This is a genomic window from Jannaschia formosa (genome assembly GCF_003340555.1).
In the GTDB taxonomy this organism is placed as follows: domain Bacteria; phylum Pseudomonadota; class Alphaproteobacteria; order Rhodobacterales; family Rhodobacteraceae; genus Jannaschia; species Jannaschia formosa.
This window is the reverse complement of sequence record NZ_QPLJ01000029.1, coordinates 14,971-32,706: the sequence shown is the minus strand read 5'-3', so window position 1 is coordinate 32,706 and position 17,736 is coordinate 14,971. Positions and strand designations below refer to the sequence as shown.

Annotated in this window: 16 protein-coding genes; 11 read left to right on the top strand and 5 right to left on the bottom strand. The window is 71.1% G+C overall.

The window, feature by feature from the left end; all coding sequences use genetic code 11:
- Both DR046_RS19665 and DR046_RS19660 read right to left on the bottom strand, forming a co-directional pair.
- Positions 1–915, bottom strand: a complete 915-nt coding sequence (locus DR046_RS19665) for an ABC transporter permease (RefSeq protein ID WP_245191021.1) — start codon at positions 913–915, stop codon at positions 1–3.
- Between the two features lie 5 nt (positions 916–920).
- Positions 921–2,084, bottom strand: coding sequence for an ABC transporter substrate-binding protein (locus DR046_RS19660; protein ID WP_115384075.1), 1,164 nt, complete (start codon positions 2,082–2,084; stop codon positions 921–923).
- Between the two features lie 303 nt (positions 2,085–2,387).
- On the opposite strand from DR046_RS19660, the gene DR046_RS19655 reads away from it, so the two are divergent.
- From DR046_RS19655 to DR046_RS19630, 6 genes are read left to right on the top strand one after another with little or no spacing between them, the layout of a single operon-like run.
- Positions 2,388–3,752 carry an MmgE/PrpD family protein gene (locus DR046_RS19655; protein WP_115384074.1) on the top strand — a complete coding sequence of 455 codons (1,365 nt, stop codon included), beginning with the start codon at positions 2,388–2,390 and terminating at the stop codon, positions 3,750–3,752.
- Position 3,753: 1 nt separating this feature from the next.
- Positions 3,754–4,143 (top strand): cupin domain-containing protein, encoded by a 390-nt coding sequence (locus DR046_RS19650; RefSeq protein ID WP_115384073.1) that lies wholly within the window; start codon positions 3,754–3,756, stop codon positions 4,141–4,143.
- The gene (locus DR046_RS19645; protein ID WP_115384072.1) at positions 4,133–4,909 is read left to right on the top strand and encodes a short-chain dehydrogenase/reductase; all 777 of its coding nucleotides are present in this window, start codon (positions 4,133–4,135) and stop codon (positions 4,907–4,909) included. Before DR046_RS19650 ends, DR046_RS19645 begins: the two co-directional genes overlap by 11 nt.
- The gene (locus tag DR046_RS19640) at positions 4,906–5,700 is read left to right on the top strand and encodes an enoyl-CoA hydratase (protein ID WP_209313625.1); all 795 of its coding nucleotides are present in this window, start codon (positions 4,906–4,908) and stop codon (positions 5,698–5,700) included. Before DR046_RS19645 ends, DR046_RS19640 begins: the two co-directional genes overlap by 4 nt.
- 2 nt (positions 5,701–5,702) lie before the next feature.
- The gene (locus DR046_RS19635) at positions 5,703–6,539 is read left to right on the top strand and encodes an HTD2 family dehydratase (RefSeq protein WP_115384070.1); all 837 of its coding nucleotides are present in this window, start codon (positions 5,703–5,705) and stop codon (positions 6,537–6,539) included.
- Between the two features lie 15 nt (positions 6,540–6,554).
- Entirely contained in the window at positions 6,555–8,099 is a 1,545-nt protein-coding gene (locus DR046_RS19630) for a malonate--CoA ligase (protein ID WP_115384069.1), read from the top strand.
- A gap of 140 nt (positions 8,100–8,239) precedes the next feature.
- On the opposite strand, the gene DR046_RS19625 is transcribed toward DR046_RS19630, so the two are convergent.
- The 3 genes from DR046_RS19625 to DR046_RS19615 are packed head-to-tail and all read right to left on the bottom strand — an operon-like array spanning position 8,240 to position 10,936.
- Entirely contained in the window at positions 8,240–9,400 is a 1,161-nt protein-coding gene (locus DR046_RS19625) for an amidase family protein (protein ID WP_115384068.1), read from the bottom strand.
- The gene (locus tag DR046_RS19620; protein ID WP_115384067.1) at positions 9,397–10,242 is read right to left on the bottom strand and encodes an HpcH/HpaI aldolase/citrate lyase family protein; all 846 of its coding nucleotides are present in this window, start codon (positions 10,240–10,242) and stop codon (positions 9,397–9,399) included. The genes DR046_RS19625 and DR046_RS19620 overlap by 4 nt, the downstream gene beginning before the upstream one ends.
- On the bottom strand, positions 10,235–10,936 hold the full coding sequence (locus tag DR046_RS19615; protein WP_115384066.1) for a GntR family transcriptional regulator: 702 nt from the start codon (positions 10,934–10,936) through the stop codon (positions 10,235–10,237). The genes DR046_RS19620 and DR046_RS19615 overlap by 8 nt, the downstream gene beginning before the upstream one ends.
- Before the next feature lie 463 nt (positions 10,937–11,399).
- On the opposite strand from DR046_RS19615, the gene DR046_RS19610 reads away from it, so the two are divergent.
- The 5 genes from DR046_RS19610 (at position 11,400) to DR046_RS19590 (ending at position 17,734) form a co-directional block, all read left to right on the top strand.
- Positions 11,400–12,392: a type 2 periplasmic-binding domain-containing protein gene (locus DR046_RS19610; protein WP_115384065.1), complete on the top strand. Its 993-nt coding sequence runs from the start codon at positions 11,400–11,402 to the stop codon at positions 12,390–12,392.
- 63 nt (positions 12,393–12,455) lie between these two features.
- On the top strand, positions 12,456–12,962 hold the full coding sequence (locus DR046_RS19605) for a TRAP transporter small permease (protein ID WP_115384064.1): 507 nt from the start codon (positions 12,456–12,458) through the stop codon (positions 12,960–12,962).
- A 4-nt stretch (positions 12,963–12,966) separates the two neighbouring features.
- Complete coding sequence (locus tag DR046_RS19600; protein ID WP_115384087.1) at positions 12,967–14,280, top strand: TRAP transporter large permease; 1,314 nt, start codon at positions 12,967–12,969, stop codon at positions 14,278–14,280.
- Positions 14,277–16,535, top strand: coding sequence for a xanthine dehydrogenase family protein molybdopterin-binding subunit (locus DR046_RS19595; RefSeq protein ID WP_245191020.1), 2,259 nt, complete (start codon positions 14,277–14,279; stop codon positions 16,533–16,535). The genes DR046_RS19600 and DR046_RS19595 overlap by 4 nt, the downstream gene beginning before the upstream one ends.
- On the top strand, positions 16,532–17,734 hold the full coding sequence (locus DR046_RS19590; protein ID WP_115384062.1) for an FAD-dependent oxidoreductase: 1,203 nt from the start codon (positions 16,532–16,534) through the stop codon (positions 17,732–17,734). The genes DR046_RS19595 and DR046_RS19590 overlap by 4 nt, the downstream gene beginning before the upstream one ends.
- The last annotated feature ends 2 nt before the right edge of the window (positions 17,735–17,736 follow it).

The following is a 17,736-nucleotide window of genomic DNA, read 5'->3' as shown; positions in this document are numbered from 1 at the left end:
TCAGCTCAGCGGGGTCAGGATGCGGGTCAGGTCGAAGACGCGGTGCCCGATCCAGAGCAGCGCCATCAGCGTCGCCATCATGATCGCGCTGACCGCCATGGCGAGAGGGAAGTCGAGCGCCGTGATCGCCTGCGTCGCAATCAGCCCGGCGTTCACCGCCCCTGCCCCGCCCAGGATGTTCGGCAGCAGCGCCACCCCCAGCCCGTTGACGAAGATGAAGACCGAGCCCGCGAAGATCCCCGGCGCGGCCAGCGGCAGGATCACGTCGACGAAGCGTCGCCAGGGCCCGACGCCCAGGTCGTCGCAGACCTCGAAGATGTATTTCGGCACCGCCTCCATGGCGAGGAAGCCCGAGAAGACGATGAAGGGCAGGAAGGACAGGACCTCGCCGATGACGACGCCGGTATGGGTGTAGAGCAGCGCAGTGATCGGCTCGTCGATGATCCCGAGGTTCTGGAGCGTCGTGTTCACCAGCCCGTTGCGCTGCAGCACGGGGCGCAGGGCGAAGACTCGGATGATCTCGGACACCATGAAGGGCAGGATGAACAGCAGGATTACCCGGTGCTGCGCCACCTGCGGGACCGACCGCCGCACGAAGACGGCGATCGGGAAGCCAAGGACGAAGCAGATCGCGACCGCGATGGCGGAATACTTCATCGACTCGAGGAAGTTCGTCAGCCGCGCCGAGAAGAAGAAGTTCTCGTAGGAGAAAAGCGTGAAGCCCGGCTCCATCCAGAACATCGTCCGCTCGAAGAGCGAGAACACGACCGTCATCGCCATTGGCAGGGCGAAGAAGACCAGCATGAAGATCAGCGGCAGGCGGAAGGCCCACCGCCCAAGCGCCTCCGAGGCCGAAGCGCGCGGTCGCGCGGCGGGGCGGGTCCCGCCGACGGTCTCGGAGGCGGCGGCGGTCACGCCGCTCAGGCCGCCTGCACCCGGGCCCACCAGTCCTGATAGGCACGGATGTTGGTCGGGAAGACGTTCTGCCAGGCGTTGCCCGGGTTGGAGCGCCGCGCCTCCTTGCGGGCCAGCCGATCGGCCAGCAGGGCCTTCACGTCCTCCCCGAACTCCTCCGGATGGGCGTCGATATACTCGTTCACCCCCTCCATCTGCGGCGTGAAGCCCAGCCCCGCCAGCGTGCGCGCGCCGAACCAGGGCGACAGGTAGACATTGGCGAGGCTGTAGAACGCGTCCTCCATCCCCCGCTCCTTGCCGCCGCGGGTCAGCATGAGGATGTTGTTCCAGGCCTGGTGGCCCTCCTTCATCGTGCCGTAGCGAATGTCCTGCCCGTTGGTGCGGGCGGCGAGGATCTGGACGACCTCCCAGGTCGAGGAGACCAGCACCTCCTCCGACGACAGCAGGTCCGTGCCGTTCTGCACGCCGTCCCAGAACGTGCGGAAATGGCCCTTCTTCTTCAGGTCGATGAGGAACTCGGCGACCTGGCGCACCTCGTCCTCGGTCATGTCGGACGGATTGTCGATGGAACCCTTGCCCGACTGCTTGAGATAGATCGCGGTATTGGTCAGCGTCGGGCCGAAATCGTTCTGCATCGCCGCGCGGCCGCGGAACTGGCTGTCGAACAAGGCCTCCCAGCTCGTCAGCTCCTCGCCGATGACGTCGTAATTGAAGGCGAGGCTGTCGGCGTTGGAGATATAGGGCACAGCATAGACCTTGCCGTCGTGGCGCACCGTGTCGCCCGAGGTCTCGCCCTCCTTGTAGACCGTCAGCATGTTCGACCAATTGGGAATGCGCGAGACATCCAGCTCGGCGATGGCCCCCTGGCTGGCCAGCGCGTCCTCCATGCCGCCGCCATTGTCGGTCATCGCGTCGTAGAGGGCGTTGCCGTCGCCCACGACCATCTTCTGGATCGATTCGTCGGCGCGGGCGGACTTGGCGATGGCATTGATCGAGATGCCGGCCTGCGCCTCCATGTCGGACCAGTCCTCGGCGCCCACCCGCGCGATGCCCGGCGCCCAGAGCTTGAGCGCGGCGTCCTGCGCGCGAACGGGTCCGGCAAGGCCCGCGGCCGAAGCGGCGCCCAGCAGGGCCATGACCTGGCGGCGGTTGAAGTCTGTCTGGTTCATCACACTCTCCCGTTGGTGCGCCCGGCGACGGGCGGTGTCAGTCGGAGGCGCATCCCGATCTTGCCGTCGGGTCGGCCGGACATCCCCAACAGTCGGGGAGCGGCATCGGCGCGCGTGGCACGAGTATGTCCGAGGCACCGTAGATTGCAACCGTTTTTGTATGCAGATAGGCCAAAGCATGAAGACCTGCGATCTCAGGAGCTTCCCGGACAGGCTACGGGTATCGGAACGATATTCCGCCCCTGAACGCTTGATTTTTCTCCCCCGATGGCGGAAGGATCAGGCAGGTGACAGACAATCTGCATGCAAAACAGCGCCCCCTCCGAACCTCCCGAGTCGCAGCTTCTCCGGCTCTGCCGCCGCCCCATCGACGCGGCGGCCCGCGCGCGCGCCTGCTGGACGCTTCTCGACTGGACCGGCTGCGCGCTCGCGGCCCGGAACGAGCCTGCCGCGCGGGCAATGGGCCGGGCGCTGGGCTTTCGCGATCCCATGGCCCAGCTGTCCCACGCGCCTTCCGCGCAGGACGCGGCCTTCGCCGCCGGGGCGCTGGGCAACGTGCTGGAGATGGACGACCTCCACCGCGCCGCGATCCTGCACGCGGGCGACACGATCTGCCCCGCCGCTCTGGCGGTGGGCCTGCGCCGCGACACCACCGGCTCGGCATTGCTCGACGCGGTCGTGCGGGGCTACGAGGCCGCGATACGGATCGGGCGCGTCGCGGCCTCGGGCGGCTACACCCCCTTCTACAACTCGGGCACCTGCGGCGTCTTCGGCGCGGCCATCGCCGCCGCCGAACTGGAGGGGCTGGACGGAACCGGCATGGCCGACGCGCTGGCGCAGGCGGGGATGCAGGCGGCGGGGATCTGGCAATGCCGGCTGGAGCCCGGCTTCTCGAAGCAGCTCGCCTGCGCCCACGCGGCCCGGGCGGGCGTGCTCTCGGCCCGGCTGGCGGCGGCGGGGTTCGCCGGCCCGCGCCGCATCCTGACCGGCCCGCTGGGCTTCTTCGCCAGCTTCTATCCGAAGGCCGACCCCGGAACGCTGGCCGCCCCGACGGAGCGGTGGGGCATCGAAGAGGTCAGCTTCAAGCCTTGGCCCGCCTGCCGCCATACCCACCCGGCCATCGCCGCCGCGCTGGACCTGCGCGGCAGGCTCGACGGGCCGCCGACGGCGCTGGAGCTTCGCACCTACGGCGCCGCCATCGCCTTCTGTGACGCGCCCGAGCCCGAGACGGACGACGCGGCACGGTTCAGCCTGCAGCACGCGGTTGCCGTCACCCTGCTGCGCGGCGCGCCCGGCATCGCGGATTTCGGCGCGGCGGCCCGTGCCGATGCCGAGGTCGCGGCGCTCCGTGCGCGCGTCACCCTCGTCACCGACGAGGCCCGGGACGCGGCCTTCCCCGCCGCCTACGGCGCGACACTGATCGCCGAGGACGCGCAGGGCCGCCGGATCGAGGCCCGCTGCGACGCCGCGCCGGGCGACCCCGAGGCTCCCCTGTCCGAGGCCGAAATCCGCACCAAGTTCGACGCCAACGCGCGCCATGGCGGCGTGCCGGCCGCGCTGGCCGACCGCCTTGCCGAGACGCTTCTCGCCCTGCCCGACGCACCCGATGCGGGGGCGCTCGCCCGCGCCCTGTCCAACGCCACGACCCCCGAGAGAGAGACCGCCTGACATGCAGCTCAAGCCCGCAGTCCCCTTCCACGCCTTCGACCTGCTCTCCGGGTGGGAGCAGGTGCCCGGCGGCGCCCCCGGCGTCGAACAGAAGATGCTCTCCGGCGCACTCGACGAGACGGCGAAGACCGGCGTGCGCACCCGGCTCATCCGCTTCCTGCCCGGCGCCGTCGCCCCGAACATCTTCGTCCACGACTACTGGGAGGAGGTCTACCTGCTCTCGGGCATGCTGATCGCCGGCTGCAACGCGCAAGGCCAGGGGGGCACGGCCTTCGCCCCGCCCGCCTATGCCTGCCGCCCGCCGGGCACCGAGCACGGGCCGTTCACGTCGCCCGAAGGCTGCATCTTCTTCGAAATCCAGTACTACCCGCGAGGCACCGATGGATCTTGAGCTCGGCGGCAAGCACGCCCTGATAACCGGCGGGTCGAAGGGGATCGGCCGCGCCACGGCCGAGGCCTTCCTCGCCGAGGGGGCCCGCGTGACCCTGGTCGCGCGCGATCCCGACCGCTTGGAAGAGACCTGCGCCGCGCTCGACGCGCAGGCCCCGGGCCGGGTCGCGGTGCGGGCGGCGGACCTGTCGCTGGCCGCCGACCGCGAGGCGCTGGCCGAAGACGTGCCCGACGTGCTGGTCAACAACGCGGGCGCGATCCGCGCCGGGCGGCTGCGCGACCTGACGATCGACCAGATCCAGCAGGACTGGGCGCTCAAGGTCTTCGGCTACATCCATCTCTGCCAGATCTTCCAGCCGAAGATGGCCGAACGGGGCTCCGGCACGATCGTCAACATCATCGGCATGGGCGGGCGGGCGAACCGCGCCTCCTACATCTCGGGCGCGGCGGCGAACGCGGCGCTGATCGGCTTCACCCATGCGCTGGGCGCCGAGGCGCAGGCCGAGGGGCTGCGCGTCTTCGGCATCAACCCGTCCCCCACGCTCACCGACCGCATGACGGAGATGATGAAGCGCCGCGCCGCCGCCGAATGGGGCGACGAAAGCCGCTGGCGCGAGAAGATGGACCCGGCCCGCTTCCCCTATGGACGCCCGGCCAACCCGGAAGAGATCGCGGCGCTGGCGGTGATGCTCGCCTCGCCGAAGGTCACCTACCTGAACGGGACCGTGATCGACATGGACGGGGGCGGCCAATGGACGGGCTCGTGACCGAAAGCCTGGCCGAGGGCGGCGTGACCCTGACCCGGACGGGGCGCCGCGCGGCCATCGTGCTGCGCAACCCCGGCAAGCTGAACGCGATGCGGCTGGCCATGTGGGAGGCGCTGGGCGACCTCTGCCTGAGGCTCGCGGGGGATGACACGCTCGGCCTCGTCACGCTGGAGGGCGGCGGCGAGCGCGCCTTCGTCGCGGGCGCCGACATCTCCGAGTTCGGCGAGACACGCGCGGACGCGACCTCGTCCCGACGCTACAACGACGCCGTGAAGCGGGCCGAGGACGCGCTGGAATCGCTGCCGATCCCGACCGTAGCACTGGTTCGGGGCTGGTGCGTCGGCGGCGGGCTGGCGCTGGCGCTGCGCTGCGACCTGCGCCTCGCGCGGGAGGATGCGCGCTTCGCGATCACGCCGGCCAAGCTGGGGCTCGGCTACGGCTATGACGGGGTGGCGGCGCTGCGCCGAAGGCTCAGCCATGCGGTGACGGCGGATCTGCTGTTCTCGGGCCGGAAGCTGGACGCCGCCGAGGCGCTGGCCAAGGGGCTCTGCGACCGGGTCTGGCCTGCCGAGACCTTCGAGGAGGAGGCGCGCGCCTATGTCGACACGCTCGACGCGAACGCCCCTCTGACCCAGCGCGCCGCCAAGGCTGCGCTGGTCGAGTTGGACCGCCCCGCCCCCGACCGCGCCCGCGTCGACGCGCTCGTCGCCGCCTGCTTCGACAGCGCCGACTACCGCGAGGGCCAGCGCGCCTTCGCAGAGAAGCGCAAGCCACGGTTCGAGGGACGCTGAGCATGACCAACCAGGATGCCGTGGGCCGCAGCGAGAGCGCCGAGGACCGGCTCGACCTCCGGCAGGCGCGGCTGATGCAGCTGACCCTCGACCGGGAGCCCACGCTCACCGAAGGCGACCCGCTGCCCCCTTTCTGGCACTACCTCTACTTCAACCCGCAGATCCGCGCCTCGGAGCTCGGCCCCGACGGGCACGAGCGGCTGGGCCGCTTCATCCCCGATTTCGGCCTGCCGCGCCGGATGTGGGCCGGTGGCCGGGTCGAGATCGCGAAGCCCCTGCGGCTGGGCGAGCGGGCGGTCAAGACCTCCACCATCCGCGCCGTCGAGCGGAAGGAGGGCCGGTCGGGCAGGCTCTGCTTCGTGACGGTCGACCACGACTTCACCGTCGAGGGCGAGCATCGCCTGCGCGAGACGCAGGACATCGTCTACCGCGATCCGCCCGCCCCCGGCGCCCCGCCGCCGCCGGGCCGGCCGGCGCCCGAAGGCGCGACCTTCTCGCGGGTGATCGCGCCGGACCCGGTGCTGTTGTTCCGCTACTCGGCGCTGATCTTCTACGGGCACCGCATCCATTACGACGCCGACTACGCGCGCGACGTCGAGGGCTATCCGGGCCTCGTCTTCCACGGCCCCTTGACGGCGACGCTCCTGGTCGATCTGGGCCTCGGGCACCTGGGCGGACGGCCGCTCGCGTCGTTCGACATCCGGGCGATGCGCCCTCTCTTCGGGACGGAGTCCTTCGTGATCGAGGGGCACGAGACCGAGGAAGGCGCCATGCTCTGGGCACGGACGCCGGACGGGTTCACGGCGATGACGGTCACGCTTCGCGCGGCCAGCCGCTAGATGGGAGATCAAGGAATGACCAATCCTCTCTACGACATGCTGCTGGGCGCACGCGCCGACAGCGCGGCGCCGCTCCTGCACCTCGCGGGCGACGGGGTCGTCACCTATGCCGCGATGGACGCAAGCGCCGCGCGCGTCGCGGGCCTTCTGCGCGCGCGGGGCCTCGGCCGCGGCGACCGGCTGGCGATGCAGACCGCCAAGTCGCCCGAGGCGCTGGCGCTCTATCTCGGCTGCGTCCGGGCGGGGGTGATCGTGCTGCCGCTCAACACCGCCTACACGCCCGACGAGATGGCCTATTTCATCGGCGACGCCTCTCCCAAGCTGGTCGTCGTCGACCCTTCGGCCGAGGCCGCGCTGGGCCAGCCCGCGCGCGAAGCCGGCGCGACGATCCTCACGCTCGACGCCGAGGGCGCGGGCAGCCTGACCGAGGCGCTGGCGGACGCGACCCCGACCGATGCGCCCGAGCCTTGCTCGGGCGACGACCTCGCCTGCCTGCTCTATACCTCCGGCACGACGGGGCGGTCGAAGGGCGCGATGCTGAGCCATGACAACCTCGTCTCCAACGCCCGGACGCTGATGGCCTGCTGGCGCTTCACCTCGGACGACGTGCTGCTCCACGCCCTGCCGATCTTCCACGCCCACGGCCTGTTCGTGGCGTGCAACGTCGCCATGGCCGCGGGTGCGTCGATGATCTGGCAGCCCGGCTTCGACGCGGGCGCGGTGATCGCCGCGCTTCCGCGGGCCAGCGTGATGATGGGCGTGCCGACCTTCTACACGCGCCTGCTGGCCGACGAGGCCTTCACCCGCGAGGTCGCGGGGCACATGCGGCTCTTCACCTCGGGCAGTGCGCCGCTCCTGGCCGAGACGCATGACGCCTTCCGCGCCCGCACCGGCCATGCGATCCTCGAACGCTACGGCATGACCGAAACCGGCATGAACACCTCGAACCCCTATGACGGCGACCGCCGGGCCGGGACGGTGGGCCGCCCCCTGCCGGGGGTCGAGCTGCGCGTGACCGATCCCGAAACGGCCGCCCCGCTGCCCGAGGGCGAGACCGGCATGATCGAGGTCCGCGGGCCCAACGTCTTCAAGGGCTACTGGCAGATGCCCGAGAAGACCGCGGAAGAACTTCGCGCCGACGGCTGGTTCATCACCGGCGACCTGGGCGTGGTCAGCGCGGACGGCTACGTCACCATTGTCGGGCGCCAGAAGGACCTCATCATCACCGGCGGCTACAACGTCTATCCCCGCGAGGTGGAAGCCGTGCTCGACGACCAGCCGGGCGTTTCGGAATCCGCCGTCATCGGCCTGCCCCATCCCGATTTCGGCGAAGGCGTGGTGGCCGTCGTCGTGCCCGAGCCCGGCGCCGCGCCGGATCTCGACGCCATCGCCGGGGCGGTCCGGTCGCAACTCGCCAACTACAAGCGCCCGAAGCACTACCTCCTGCGCGACGCGCTGCCGCGCAACACCATGGGCAAGGTCCAGAAGAACGCGCTGCGCGCCGAACACGCGGCGCTGTTCTCCGGGACGCCGGAGGACATGGCGAAGGCAGGCGGGTAGCGCCTTGGGCGCAGGCCGGATCGGGCCGCTCCGGCCGACCGCCAGGCCTGACGGGGCCGATGGCGGTAGGTCGGATCGCCAGGCTCAGTGTCCGGCGACGGGACGCCCCGTGCGACCGGGTCCGAGCTGGGCGGCGAGACCTACAGCCCTGCGCTCAGCCGCGCGCCGAGGTCCAGCAGCGCCCGCTCGCTCCCCGGCGGACCGACTAGCTGGGCCGAGACCGGGGGTCGCGCCCTCGGCGCGGGGATCGCCAGCGCCGGGCAGCCGGCCACGTTGGCCAGCGCCGTGAAGTCCGCCTGCCCGCGCGGCGGCGTCTCTCCCCAGGCGAAGGCCGGCGCCGCGACGGTCGGCAACAGGAGCGCGGTGCCCGCACCGAGACCTGCCCGCACCTCCGCCCCCGCCTCTGCCAGACGATCCCGCACCGCCGCCGCCCGCTCCGGCGCGACCCTGCGTCCGTAGTCGATCAGCCGGGAGAGGCCGGGGCTGAGCCCCGCTTCGGCCCCGAGCGTCTTCACCGCCTCGATCTCGGTCAGAAGGAAGGCCTCGGCGCGCAAGGCGGGAAGGTCCGGCACCGGCATCGCCGAAGGCCGCCCCAGCATCTCGTCCAGAACGCCTGCGCAGCGCTCGAGGAACTGCGCGATTTCGGGCGTCAGGCCCTCGGCTGGAATACCGGAGGCCCAGCCCTCCAGGGTCCGCGCCTCGCCGGGCACGAGCACGTCCAGCAGCGTGCGGATCGGGTCCCGCCCGGCCGCGAGGATGCCGACGGAATCGAGGCTCGGCGCCAGCGGAAACACCCCCTCCATCGCCACCCGCCCCGGCCCCAGCTTCAGCCCCCAGAGCCCGCAATAGGCCGCTGGGATGCGGACCGAGCCCAGCGTGTCGGTCCCCAGAGCCGCCTCGGCCGCGCCCGCCGCCACCGCCGCGGCCGACCCGCCCGACGAGCCGCCGGGGCTGTGGCCGGGCCAGGCGGGATTTTCGCAGCGCCCGAAATGCGGGTTGTCGGTGGCCGCCCCCAGCGCGCCCTCGTCCATCCTGAGCCGCGACAGGATCGCGGCCCCCGCCCCGCGCAGCCGCGCAACGATCTCTGCGTCCGTCTCCGCGACCGCCTCCCGGCGCGCGCCGATCCCCGCGGTCCAGGCCTGACCCGCGACGCGGATGTTCGACTTCAACCCGACCGTCAGCCCCGACAAAGGCCCCTCGATCCGCGGCGCCTCCCGGTCCACTGGCAGGCTGACGGCGCCCTCCTCAAGGAAGCCCACGCCCGCGTCGCGCGCCTCCGCCCGGTCGAAGGGATCGCTCACAGCACCCCCGCCGCACGGGCACGGGCGAGCCGGCCGCGCATGGCCTTCACCACCGGCGCCTCGATCAGCTTGCCGTCCAGTTCCGCGAGCCCCGAGGGCGCGGCCTCGAAGGCCTCGACCACGCGGCGCGCCTCGGCGATGGCCTCGGCATCGGGCGTGAACGCGTCGTTGATGGCGGCCACGTTGGCGGGATGGATCGCGGCCTTGCCGGTGAACCCCTCGCGCGCGGCCAGCCGCGCCGCACGGGCGACCCCGTCGAGATCGCGGAACGCCAGCTCCGGCACGTCCAGCACGTCGCGCCCGGCCGCCCTGGCCGCCTGCACGATCCGGGCGCGCGCGACGCGCATCGTGTCAGACACCGGGTCCGCCCCCAGATCGGCCGAAAGGTCGACGCCGCCGAAGACCAGCACCGTCAGCCGCGGCGAGGCGGCGGCGATGCCGTCGACCGCGGCGAGCCCCGCGGCGCTCTCGACCAGTGCGGCGAGCGTCAGACCGCTGCCCGCCTCGTCCAGCACGGCGGCGGCCAGCCGCACCTCCTCCGCACTGCCGACCTTGGGCAGCATCACGAGGCCCGCCCCCGGCGCGGCCCGCGCCAAGTCCGCCATGTCCGCCATCCCGAAGGCCGTGGACAGCGCGTTGATCCGGAGGCCGCGCAACGGCCCCTCCCCGCCCGCCGACAGCCAGTCGAGCGCGGCGGGCCGCGCCCCGGCCTTCGACGCGGGCGGCACCGCGTCCTCGAGGTCGAGGCAGACGCAATCCGCGCCCGAGCCCAGCGCCTTGTCGAAGGCCGCGACCCGCGTCGCGGGGGTGAACAGAAGCGAGCGCAGCACGCGATCAGTCATCGGCCTTCTCTCCCTCCGTCCGGCGGCCGCCGGATCGCACAGACACCCGCCACGCTCCGGCCAGCAGATGCGCCGACATCACGCTCGCCGCCCAGTCCGGCGCCCGCGCCTCGATGGCCTCGATTATCTCGGCATGGTGAGCGAGGCTGCGCTCCAGGTCGCGGGCCGAAAACATGCTGTATGTCCGCACCACCATGCCGACATCCAGCGCCGTCGTCATCAGCGCCGTCAGCCGGGGCGAGCGGGCGGCGGCGACGATGGTGCGGTGGAACGCCTCGTTGGCCGAGGTCAGGCGCTCGTAGGCGGCCTCATCCCCCGGTGGCGTGTCGCGGCGCATCTGCGCGTGGATCTCGCGCAGGGCGGCGATGTCCTCCTCGGTGGCGAGCTTGGCGGCGCGCTGGACCGAATAGCACTCCACGAGACGGCGGATCTCGTAGACCTGCTCGGCCTCGTCCTCGGGGAAATGCGCGACGCGGGTGGTGTAGCCGCCCTGGCGCTCGACGAAGCCCTCCAGGATCAGGCGCCCGATCGCCTCCCGGATGGGCGTGCGGCTCATGCCGAGATCGTCGGAGAGCCGGGTTTCGGTCAGCCGCTCCCCCTCCTCCAGCCTGCCGGTGAGGATCTCCTTCCGGATCGCCTGATAGGCCTGCTCGGTGGCGTTCATCCTGGGCGGCGTCTGAGGCGGGGTCTGCATCGACAAGGGCTCCGGTTTGGTCACGGCCAGCTAGGGGCAGACCGGGCGCCGCGCCAAGCCGTAATCCCGGACCGGCGCGTTCCGAATGAGCGCGACGGGCCGGGGCTCGTCCGCGCCTTCGTCCGACCGGGCCCGATCATATCCTGCCTAGTCTGTATGCAAATAACGCGCATATCTCGCAAGACAGATAATCTGTCTGGATGCCGCCCTCGGCCTCGTATATCCGCAAAACTGTTGTTTTTATTATAAATAACAGGACTCTACCCGTCCCTTTGGAACTCACCCAAGCTTTCACCGCAGACCCTTCGGAGAAAAATTGCATCCAGAACTCTTGAGCGAGCGAAGAATCTCGGCTCTAGTGACCCTGGGGCGGGGCCGCCGAAGCGTCCGTCAGAGTCGCGGCACCCGCAGCCCTCGACCGGCGCCGCGCGCCTCGCCACTTCGACATGGGAGTCCCGACATCATGACGTATACCCGGCTCACCGCCGCGCTCGCGGTCTGCACCAGCCTCACCCTGCCCGCCCTCGCGCAGGAGGCGACGCTCACGGCCGTCTACTCGCTGCCGCCCACCAACGACCTGATGAAGAGCTACTTCGCCTTCGTCGACGACGTGAACGCGAACGGCGAGGGCATCCTCCAGATCGAGCTGCGCGGCGGCACCGAGGCCATCCCCCGCAACGAGCAGATGAACGCGGTCGCGCGCGGCATCGTCGACCTCTATTTCGGCCCCGGCGGCTACTTCCAGCAGCAGCTGCCCGACCTCGTGCCGATCGACGCGGCCTCGGTGCCCGCCGACAAGCTGCGCGCGGCGGGGCTTCAGGACGCGATCGACGCCGCCACCCGCGAAAGCGCGGGCGTCGCCCTGCTGGGGCTGATGGGCACCGGCTACGCGTTCCAGTTCTACACCATCGACGAGCCGCCGATGGTCGACGGCGAGATCGACCTGTCGGGGCTGAAGATCCGTGGCGGGACCAGCTATGGCCCGATGTACGAGGCGCTCGGCATCAACCGCGTCGACGTGCCCGCGGGCGACATCTACACCGCACTGGAGCGGGGCGTGGTCGAGGGCATCGGCTTCACCACCATCGGCGTCAGCTCCGGCGGCTGGCAGGACTTCCTCAAGTACCGCATCTATCCGACCTGGAGGCAGGGCAACACGATCATCGCCGGCAATGCCGAGGCGATCGACGCGCTCACCGACGAGCAGGAAGCCTACCTGATGGAGATGATCGAGAAGCACGAGATGGAGGCCTATGCCGCCGCGCAGGCGCTCGAGATGGTCGATACCGAGGCGCTGGCCGCCGCGGGCGTCACCGACATCCGGCTCGAAGGCGAGGCCGCGGCCAAGATCACCGCGGCCTTCCAGAACACGTTCTGGGACGAGGTCGCCGAGACGATGGGCGCCGAGAAGGCCCAATCCTATCGCGCCATCGTCGATACCGCGAATGCCATGTAAGCGCCCGGAAACCCGCACCCGGGCTGCGCTTTCGGCGCGGCCCGCCCGGCGGAGCGCCGCGCCGTGACGGCGCTCTGGCGCGGCTTCGACCGCCTGCTCGACGCGCTGGCCGTGATCGCGGCGCTGCTGATCCCGTTCATGTTCCTCTCGATCGTCTACGACGTGACCAGCCGGACCCTGCGCGTCGGACAGATCTCCTGGGTGCTGGGCGTGACGGAATACGCGCTGCTCTACGTGAGCGCGCTGGGCGCGCCCTGGCTTTTGCGCGAGAAGGGGCACGCCTCGATGGAGGCGATCCGGACCGTCCTGCCGTCGCGCCTCGCCAGACCGATGGAGCGGCTCGTGCTGGTCCTCTGCGCCGCCGGCTGCGCCGTGGTGACGGTCGCGGTCGTCCCCGTGCTGCTGCAGAACGTCGGCGTCACGGACATCCGCTCCAACTACCTGTCGCGCTGGATGCTCTATGCGGCGGTGCTGGCCTGCTTCGCGCTCTGCACGCTGCAGTTCCTGCGCTTCCTCGTCACCGGAACCTCGCCCTACCAGGGCATCTCGGCCGAGCAGGAGAGCCTGTGACATGATGGAATGGTGGATGGCCGCGATCCTCATGCTGGGCATGGTGATCGGCCTCATGGCGATCTGCGTGCCGGTCGCCTTCGCCTTCCTCATCGCCAACGTCGTCGGCGCCTGGATCTTCATGGGCGGCTGGGTCGGGGTCGAGCAGCTCGCGGCCAACGTGGGCGAGGCGGTCTCGAGCTTCGTCCTCGTGACGGTGCCGATGTTCGTGCTGATGGGGAACCTGTTCTTCCATTCAGGCATCGCGCTGAAGATCATCGAGACGCTCGACCGCTCGATGGGCCGGGCGGACGGGCGGCTCAGCTACATCTCGGTGCTCTGCGGGACGATCTTCGCCGCGCTCTCGGGCTCGAACATGGCCAACACGGCGATGATCGGCGGGCTCTTGCTGCCGCAGATGAAGCAGCGCGGCTATGCCAGCCACATGTCCATCGGCCCGATCATCGGCTCGGGCGGGCTGGCGCTGCTGATCCCGCCCTCGACGCTGGCGGTGCTGCTGGGCTCCATCGCGCAGATCAACATTGCGGACCTGTTGCTTGCCGGACTGATCCCGGGCCTCGTTCTGGCATTGCTCTACGTGGCGACGATCTGGATTCAGGTCCGCCGCGACCCCTCCGCCGCGCCCGCCTACGACGTCCAGGTCGCCTCGACGGGCGAGAAGCTGTTCCTGATCGCGAAATACATCCTGCCGATGTCGCTCGTGGTGTTCTGCGTCGTGGGCTTCATCCTGCTCGGGATCACCACCCCCTCCGAGGCGGCGGCCTTCGGCGTGCTGTCGGTCCTGATCCTCGCGGCCTGCTACGGGCGGCTCAGCCGCGACATGCTGGTGAAGAGCGTCATGGGCACGCTGCGCGTCTCGGTAATGGTGTTCTTCATCATCCTCGCCTCCAAGACCTTCAGCCAGGTGCTGGCCTTCTCCGGCGCGACCTCGGGGATGATCCGCTGGGCCACGGCCTACGAGTTCACGGCGCTGACGATGCTGCTCATCATGTTCGCGGTGCTGCTGGTGCTGGGCATGTTCGTCGATGCGATCTCGATGATGCTGCTGACGATCCCGATCTTCTTTCCCATCGCGCAGGCGCTCGGCTTCGATCCGATCTGGTTCGGGCTGGTCATGCTGCTCGCGATCGAGATGAGCGGGACGACGCCCCCCTTCGGCCTGCTGCTCTTCGTGATGCAGGGGGTGGCGCCGCCCGGCACGTCCTACTGGTCCATCGTCCGCGCGGCGGCGCCCTACCTGATCTGCGACCTCATTCTGCTCGGCCTGCTGATCGCGATGCCGGGACTGGCGCTATGGCTGCCCGAATTGCGGCTATGACTGGCCCGCACGACCGGCTGCTGCGCGGGGAAGGCGTCTATGCAGGCGACCGGCTGCCCGAGGGCACGCTCTGGATGCAGATCGTCCGTTCGGATGTGGCTGCGGGGCGGATCGTCGGGATCGAGACCGGGGCCGCCCGCGCCCTGCCCGGCGTGCGGCTGGTGCTGACGGCGGCGGAGGTGGCGGCGCTCGACGCCTTCCCGATCCGCTATCGGCCCGACCACGCGGAGATCGGAGAGCTCCACCCCGTCCGCGTGCTCGCCACCGACGCCGTGCGCTACGTCGGCGAGCCCGTCGCCGCCGTCGTCGCCGAGACGCGCGAGGCGGCGCTGGACGCCGCCGAGGCGGTCGCGGTCGAGATCGAGGACCGCCCCGCCGTGACCACCGCCCGCGCCGCCGATGCGCCCGACGCGCCGCAGGTCTGGCCCGGCGGCAACCGCGTCTTCCGGCAGGAACTGGGCGACCGCACCGCCTACGACGCCGCCCTCCGCGACGCCGCCCATGTCGTCCGCGCGCGGCTGGACATCTCCTGCGTCACCGCCACCCCGCTGGAGCCGCGCGGCGCGCTCGCCGTCCCCGGCGAGGACGGCGTCACCCTCCACACCGGCACCCAGGCCACCCACCGCGTCCGCGCCGAGGCCGCCCATGTCCTGCGCGTCCCGCCCGAGACGCTGCGCATCGTGGCGACCGATGTCGGCGGCTCCTTCGGGATGCGTAACGGCTGCTATCCCGAGGACGTGCTGGCCATCTTCGCCGCGCGCGAGACGGGCCGCCCTGTCCGCTGGACCGCCTCGCGGATGGAGGGGTTCCTCTCGGACACCCAGTCCCGCCCGCAATCCGTCGACGTGACCCTCGCCCTCGACGCCGGGCTGCGCTTCACGGCGCTCGGGCTCGACGGCTGGGCGGAGGTCGGCGCGTATTGCGGGCCGATGTCGATGCACCCGATGACCTCCAGCCTGCCGGCGCTGGCCGGGTGCTACCGCACGCCGGTGATCCACGCGGTCATGCGCGGCATGGCCGTCAACCGGATGCACATGGCGCCCTATCGCGGCGCCGGACGGCCCGAGGCGATCCATGTCGTCGAGCGCATGGTCGACCTCGCCGCCGCGCAGCTGGGCGTGGACCGTGCCGATCTCCGCCGCCGCAACCTGATCCCGCCCGACCGGATGCCCTATGCCACGCCGCTGGGCTTCACCTACGATTCCGGCGACTTCCCCAAGGCGCTCGACACCGCCCTCGCCGCCGCCGACTGGGACGGCTTCGAGGCCCGCCGCGCCGAGGCCGCCAGACGCGGGCGCCTCCGCGGCCTCGGCCTCGCCTGCGCGATCGAATCCGCCGGGGCCCGCTCGCCCGACGTTCAGACGCCCGAATTCGGCGCCTTCACCATCGGCCCCGATGGCGCGCTGACGATCCGCGCGGGCTCCGGTGACACCGGCCAGGGGCACGAGGCCGCCTTCGCCGCCCTCGCCCGTCGCTTCATCGGCTGGGAGGGGCCGGTGACGCTCGTCAGCGGCGACACCGGGGCCGTGCCGCAGGGCGTCGGCACCTTCGGCTCGCGCACGATGGGCGCGGCGGGACAGGCGCTGTCGGACGCGGCCGATGGCCTGATCGCCCAGGCGCGCCCGGACGCCGCCCGCCATCTCGGCATCCCCGAGGCCGACGCCACATTCACCGACGGCGCCTTCCGTGCCCCCGGCGCCAACGCCTTCGTCACCCTGCGCGACCTCGCCCGCGCGACCGGGCGCAGCTATTCCGGCGAGGCCTTCACCATGTCGAAGGCCGGCACCTTCCCGAACGGCGTCCATCTGGCCGAGATCGAGATCGACCCCGAGACCGGCGCGACGGAGCTGCTGCGCTACACCGTGGTCGACGATGTCGGCACCGTCGTCGACCCGGAGGGGCTGGCCGGGCAGGTCCATGGCGGCGTGGCGCAGGGGCTGGGCCAGGCCTTCGGCGAGCGCATCGTCTATGACGAGGACGGCGCGCTGCTCTCGGGCTCGCTGATGGACTACGCCCTGCCCCGCGCCGTCGACCTGCCGATGATCGACATGCTCCACAGCCCGACCCCGACCGACGCGAACGTCGTCGGCGCCAAGGGCGTGGGCGAATCCGGCGTGGTCGGCGCGCTCTCTGCCGGGATCAGCGCGGTCCAGGACGCGCTCGCCCCGCTCGGCGCGAAGGCGCCCGACATGCCCGCCACCCCGCACCGCATCTGGCAGGCGATCCGCGCCGCCAGGAAAGGAGGAACGACATGACCAAGGTCGCCGTGATCGGCGCCGGACCCGTCGGCACCAGCCAGGCGCTGGCCCTGCTGCGCGCGGGCTTCGACGTGACCCTGTTCGAGCGTGAGCCCGCGCTCCCCGCCGACCCCCGCGCCGCCACGATCCAGCCGCCGACCCTTGCCATGCTGGCGGAGCTGGGCTCCGGCGCACGCATCCTCGCGCGCGGGCTGAAGGCGCCGGTCTTCCAGTTCCGCGACCGGGGCAGCGACGAGATCATCGCCGAATACGATTACGGCCTGCTGGAGGGCGAGACCCCCTACCCCTTCGCGCTGCAATGCGAGCAGTTCAAGGTCGCGCTCAGCAATGTCGAGACCATCGAGGAGACCGCCCCCGGCACCGTCCGGCTGGGCACCGAGGTCACCGGCTTCACCCAGGACGCCGACGGCGTGACGCTGAAGACCATCGGACCCGACGGCGTCGAGACTCACCGCGTCGCCTACCTCGTGGGCTGCGACGGCGGCCGCAGCCCGACGCGCAAGGCGCTCGGCATCGCCTTCGAGGGCTTCACCTACGAGGAGCGCTTCCTCGTCCTGACCACGCCCCACGATTTCCTCGGGCGCGGCTTCCGCATCCGCAACTATGTGCTCGACCCGAAGCAGTGGTGCGCCCTCTTCAAGGTCCCGCATGACGGCCCGCCGGGCCTCTGGCGCACGGTCTTCCCCGCCGCCGAAGGGGCGGACACCCTGTCCGACGACTATATCCGCACGCAGATCCAGGGGCTGGAGCCAGATCTGACCCTCTATGACATCCAGCACCGCAACCTCTACGCCGTGAACCAGCGCGTCGCCGCGTCCTTCCACGCGGGCCGGGTGTTCCTTGCCGGCGACTCGGCGCATGTGAACAACCCGCTGGGCGGCCTCGGCATGAATTCCGGCATTCACGACGCGATCAACCTCGCGGGCAAGCTGGCCGCCGCCCGCGACCGACCCGGCGAGGCCGAGACGCTCTTCGCCGCCTACACTACCGAGCGGCGCGGCATCGCCCGCAACTACGTGCAGGCCCAGACGATCCAGAACAAGAAGCGGCTCGAAGCCCGCACGCCCGAGGCCCGCGCCGCCGCGATGGACGAGCTGCGTGCCACCGCCGAGGACCCGGCGCGCCACCGCGCCTGGGTGATGAACGCGTCGCTCATCAAGGGGCTGCGCGAACTCGACTCCGCGACGAAAGGATGACC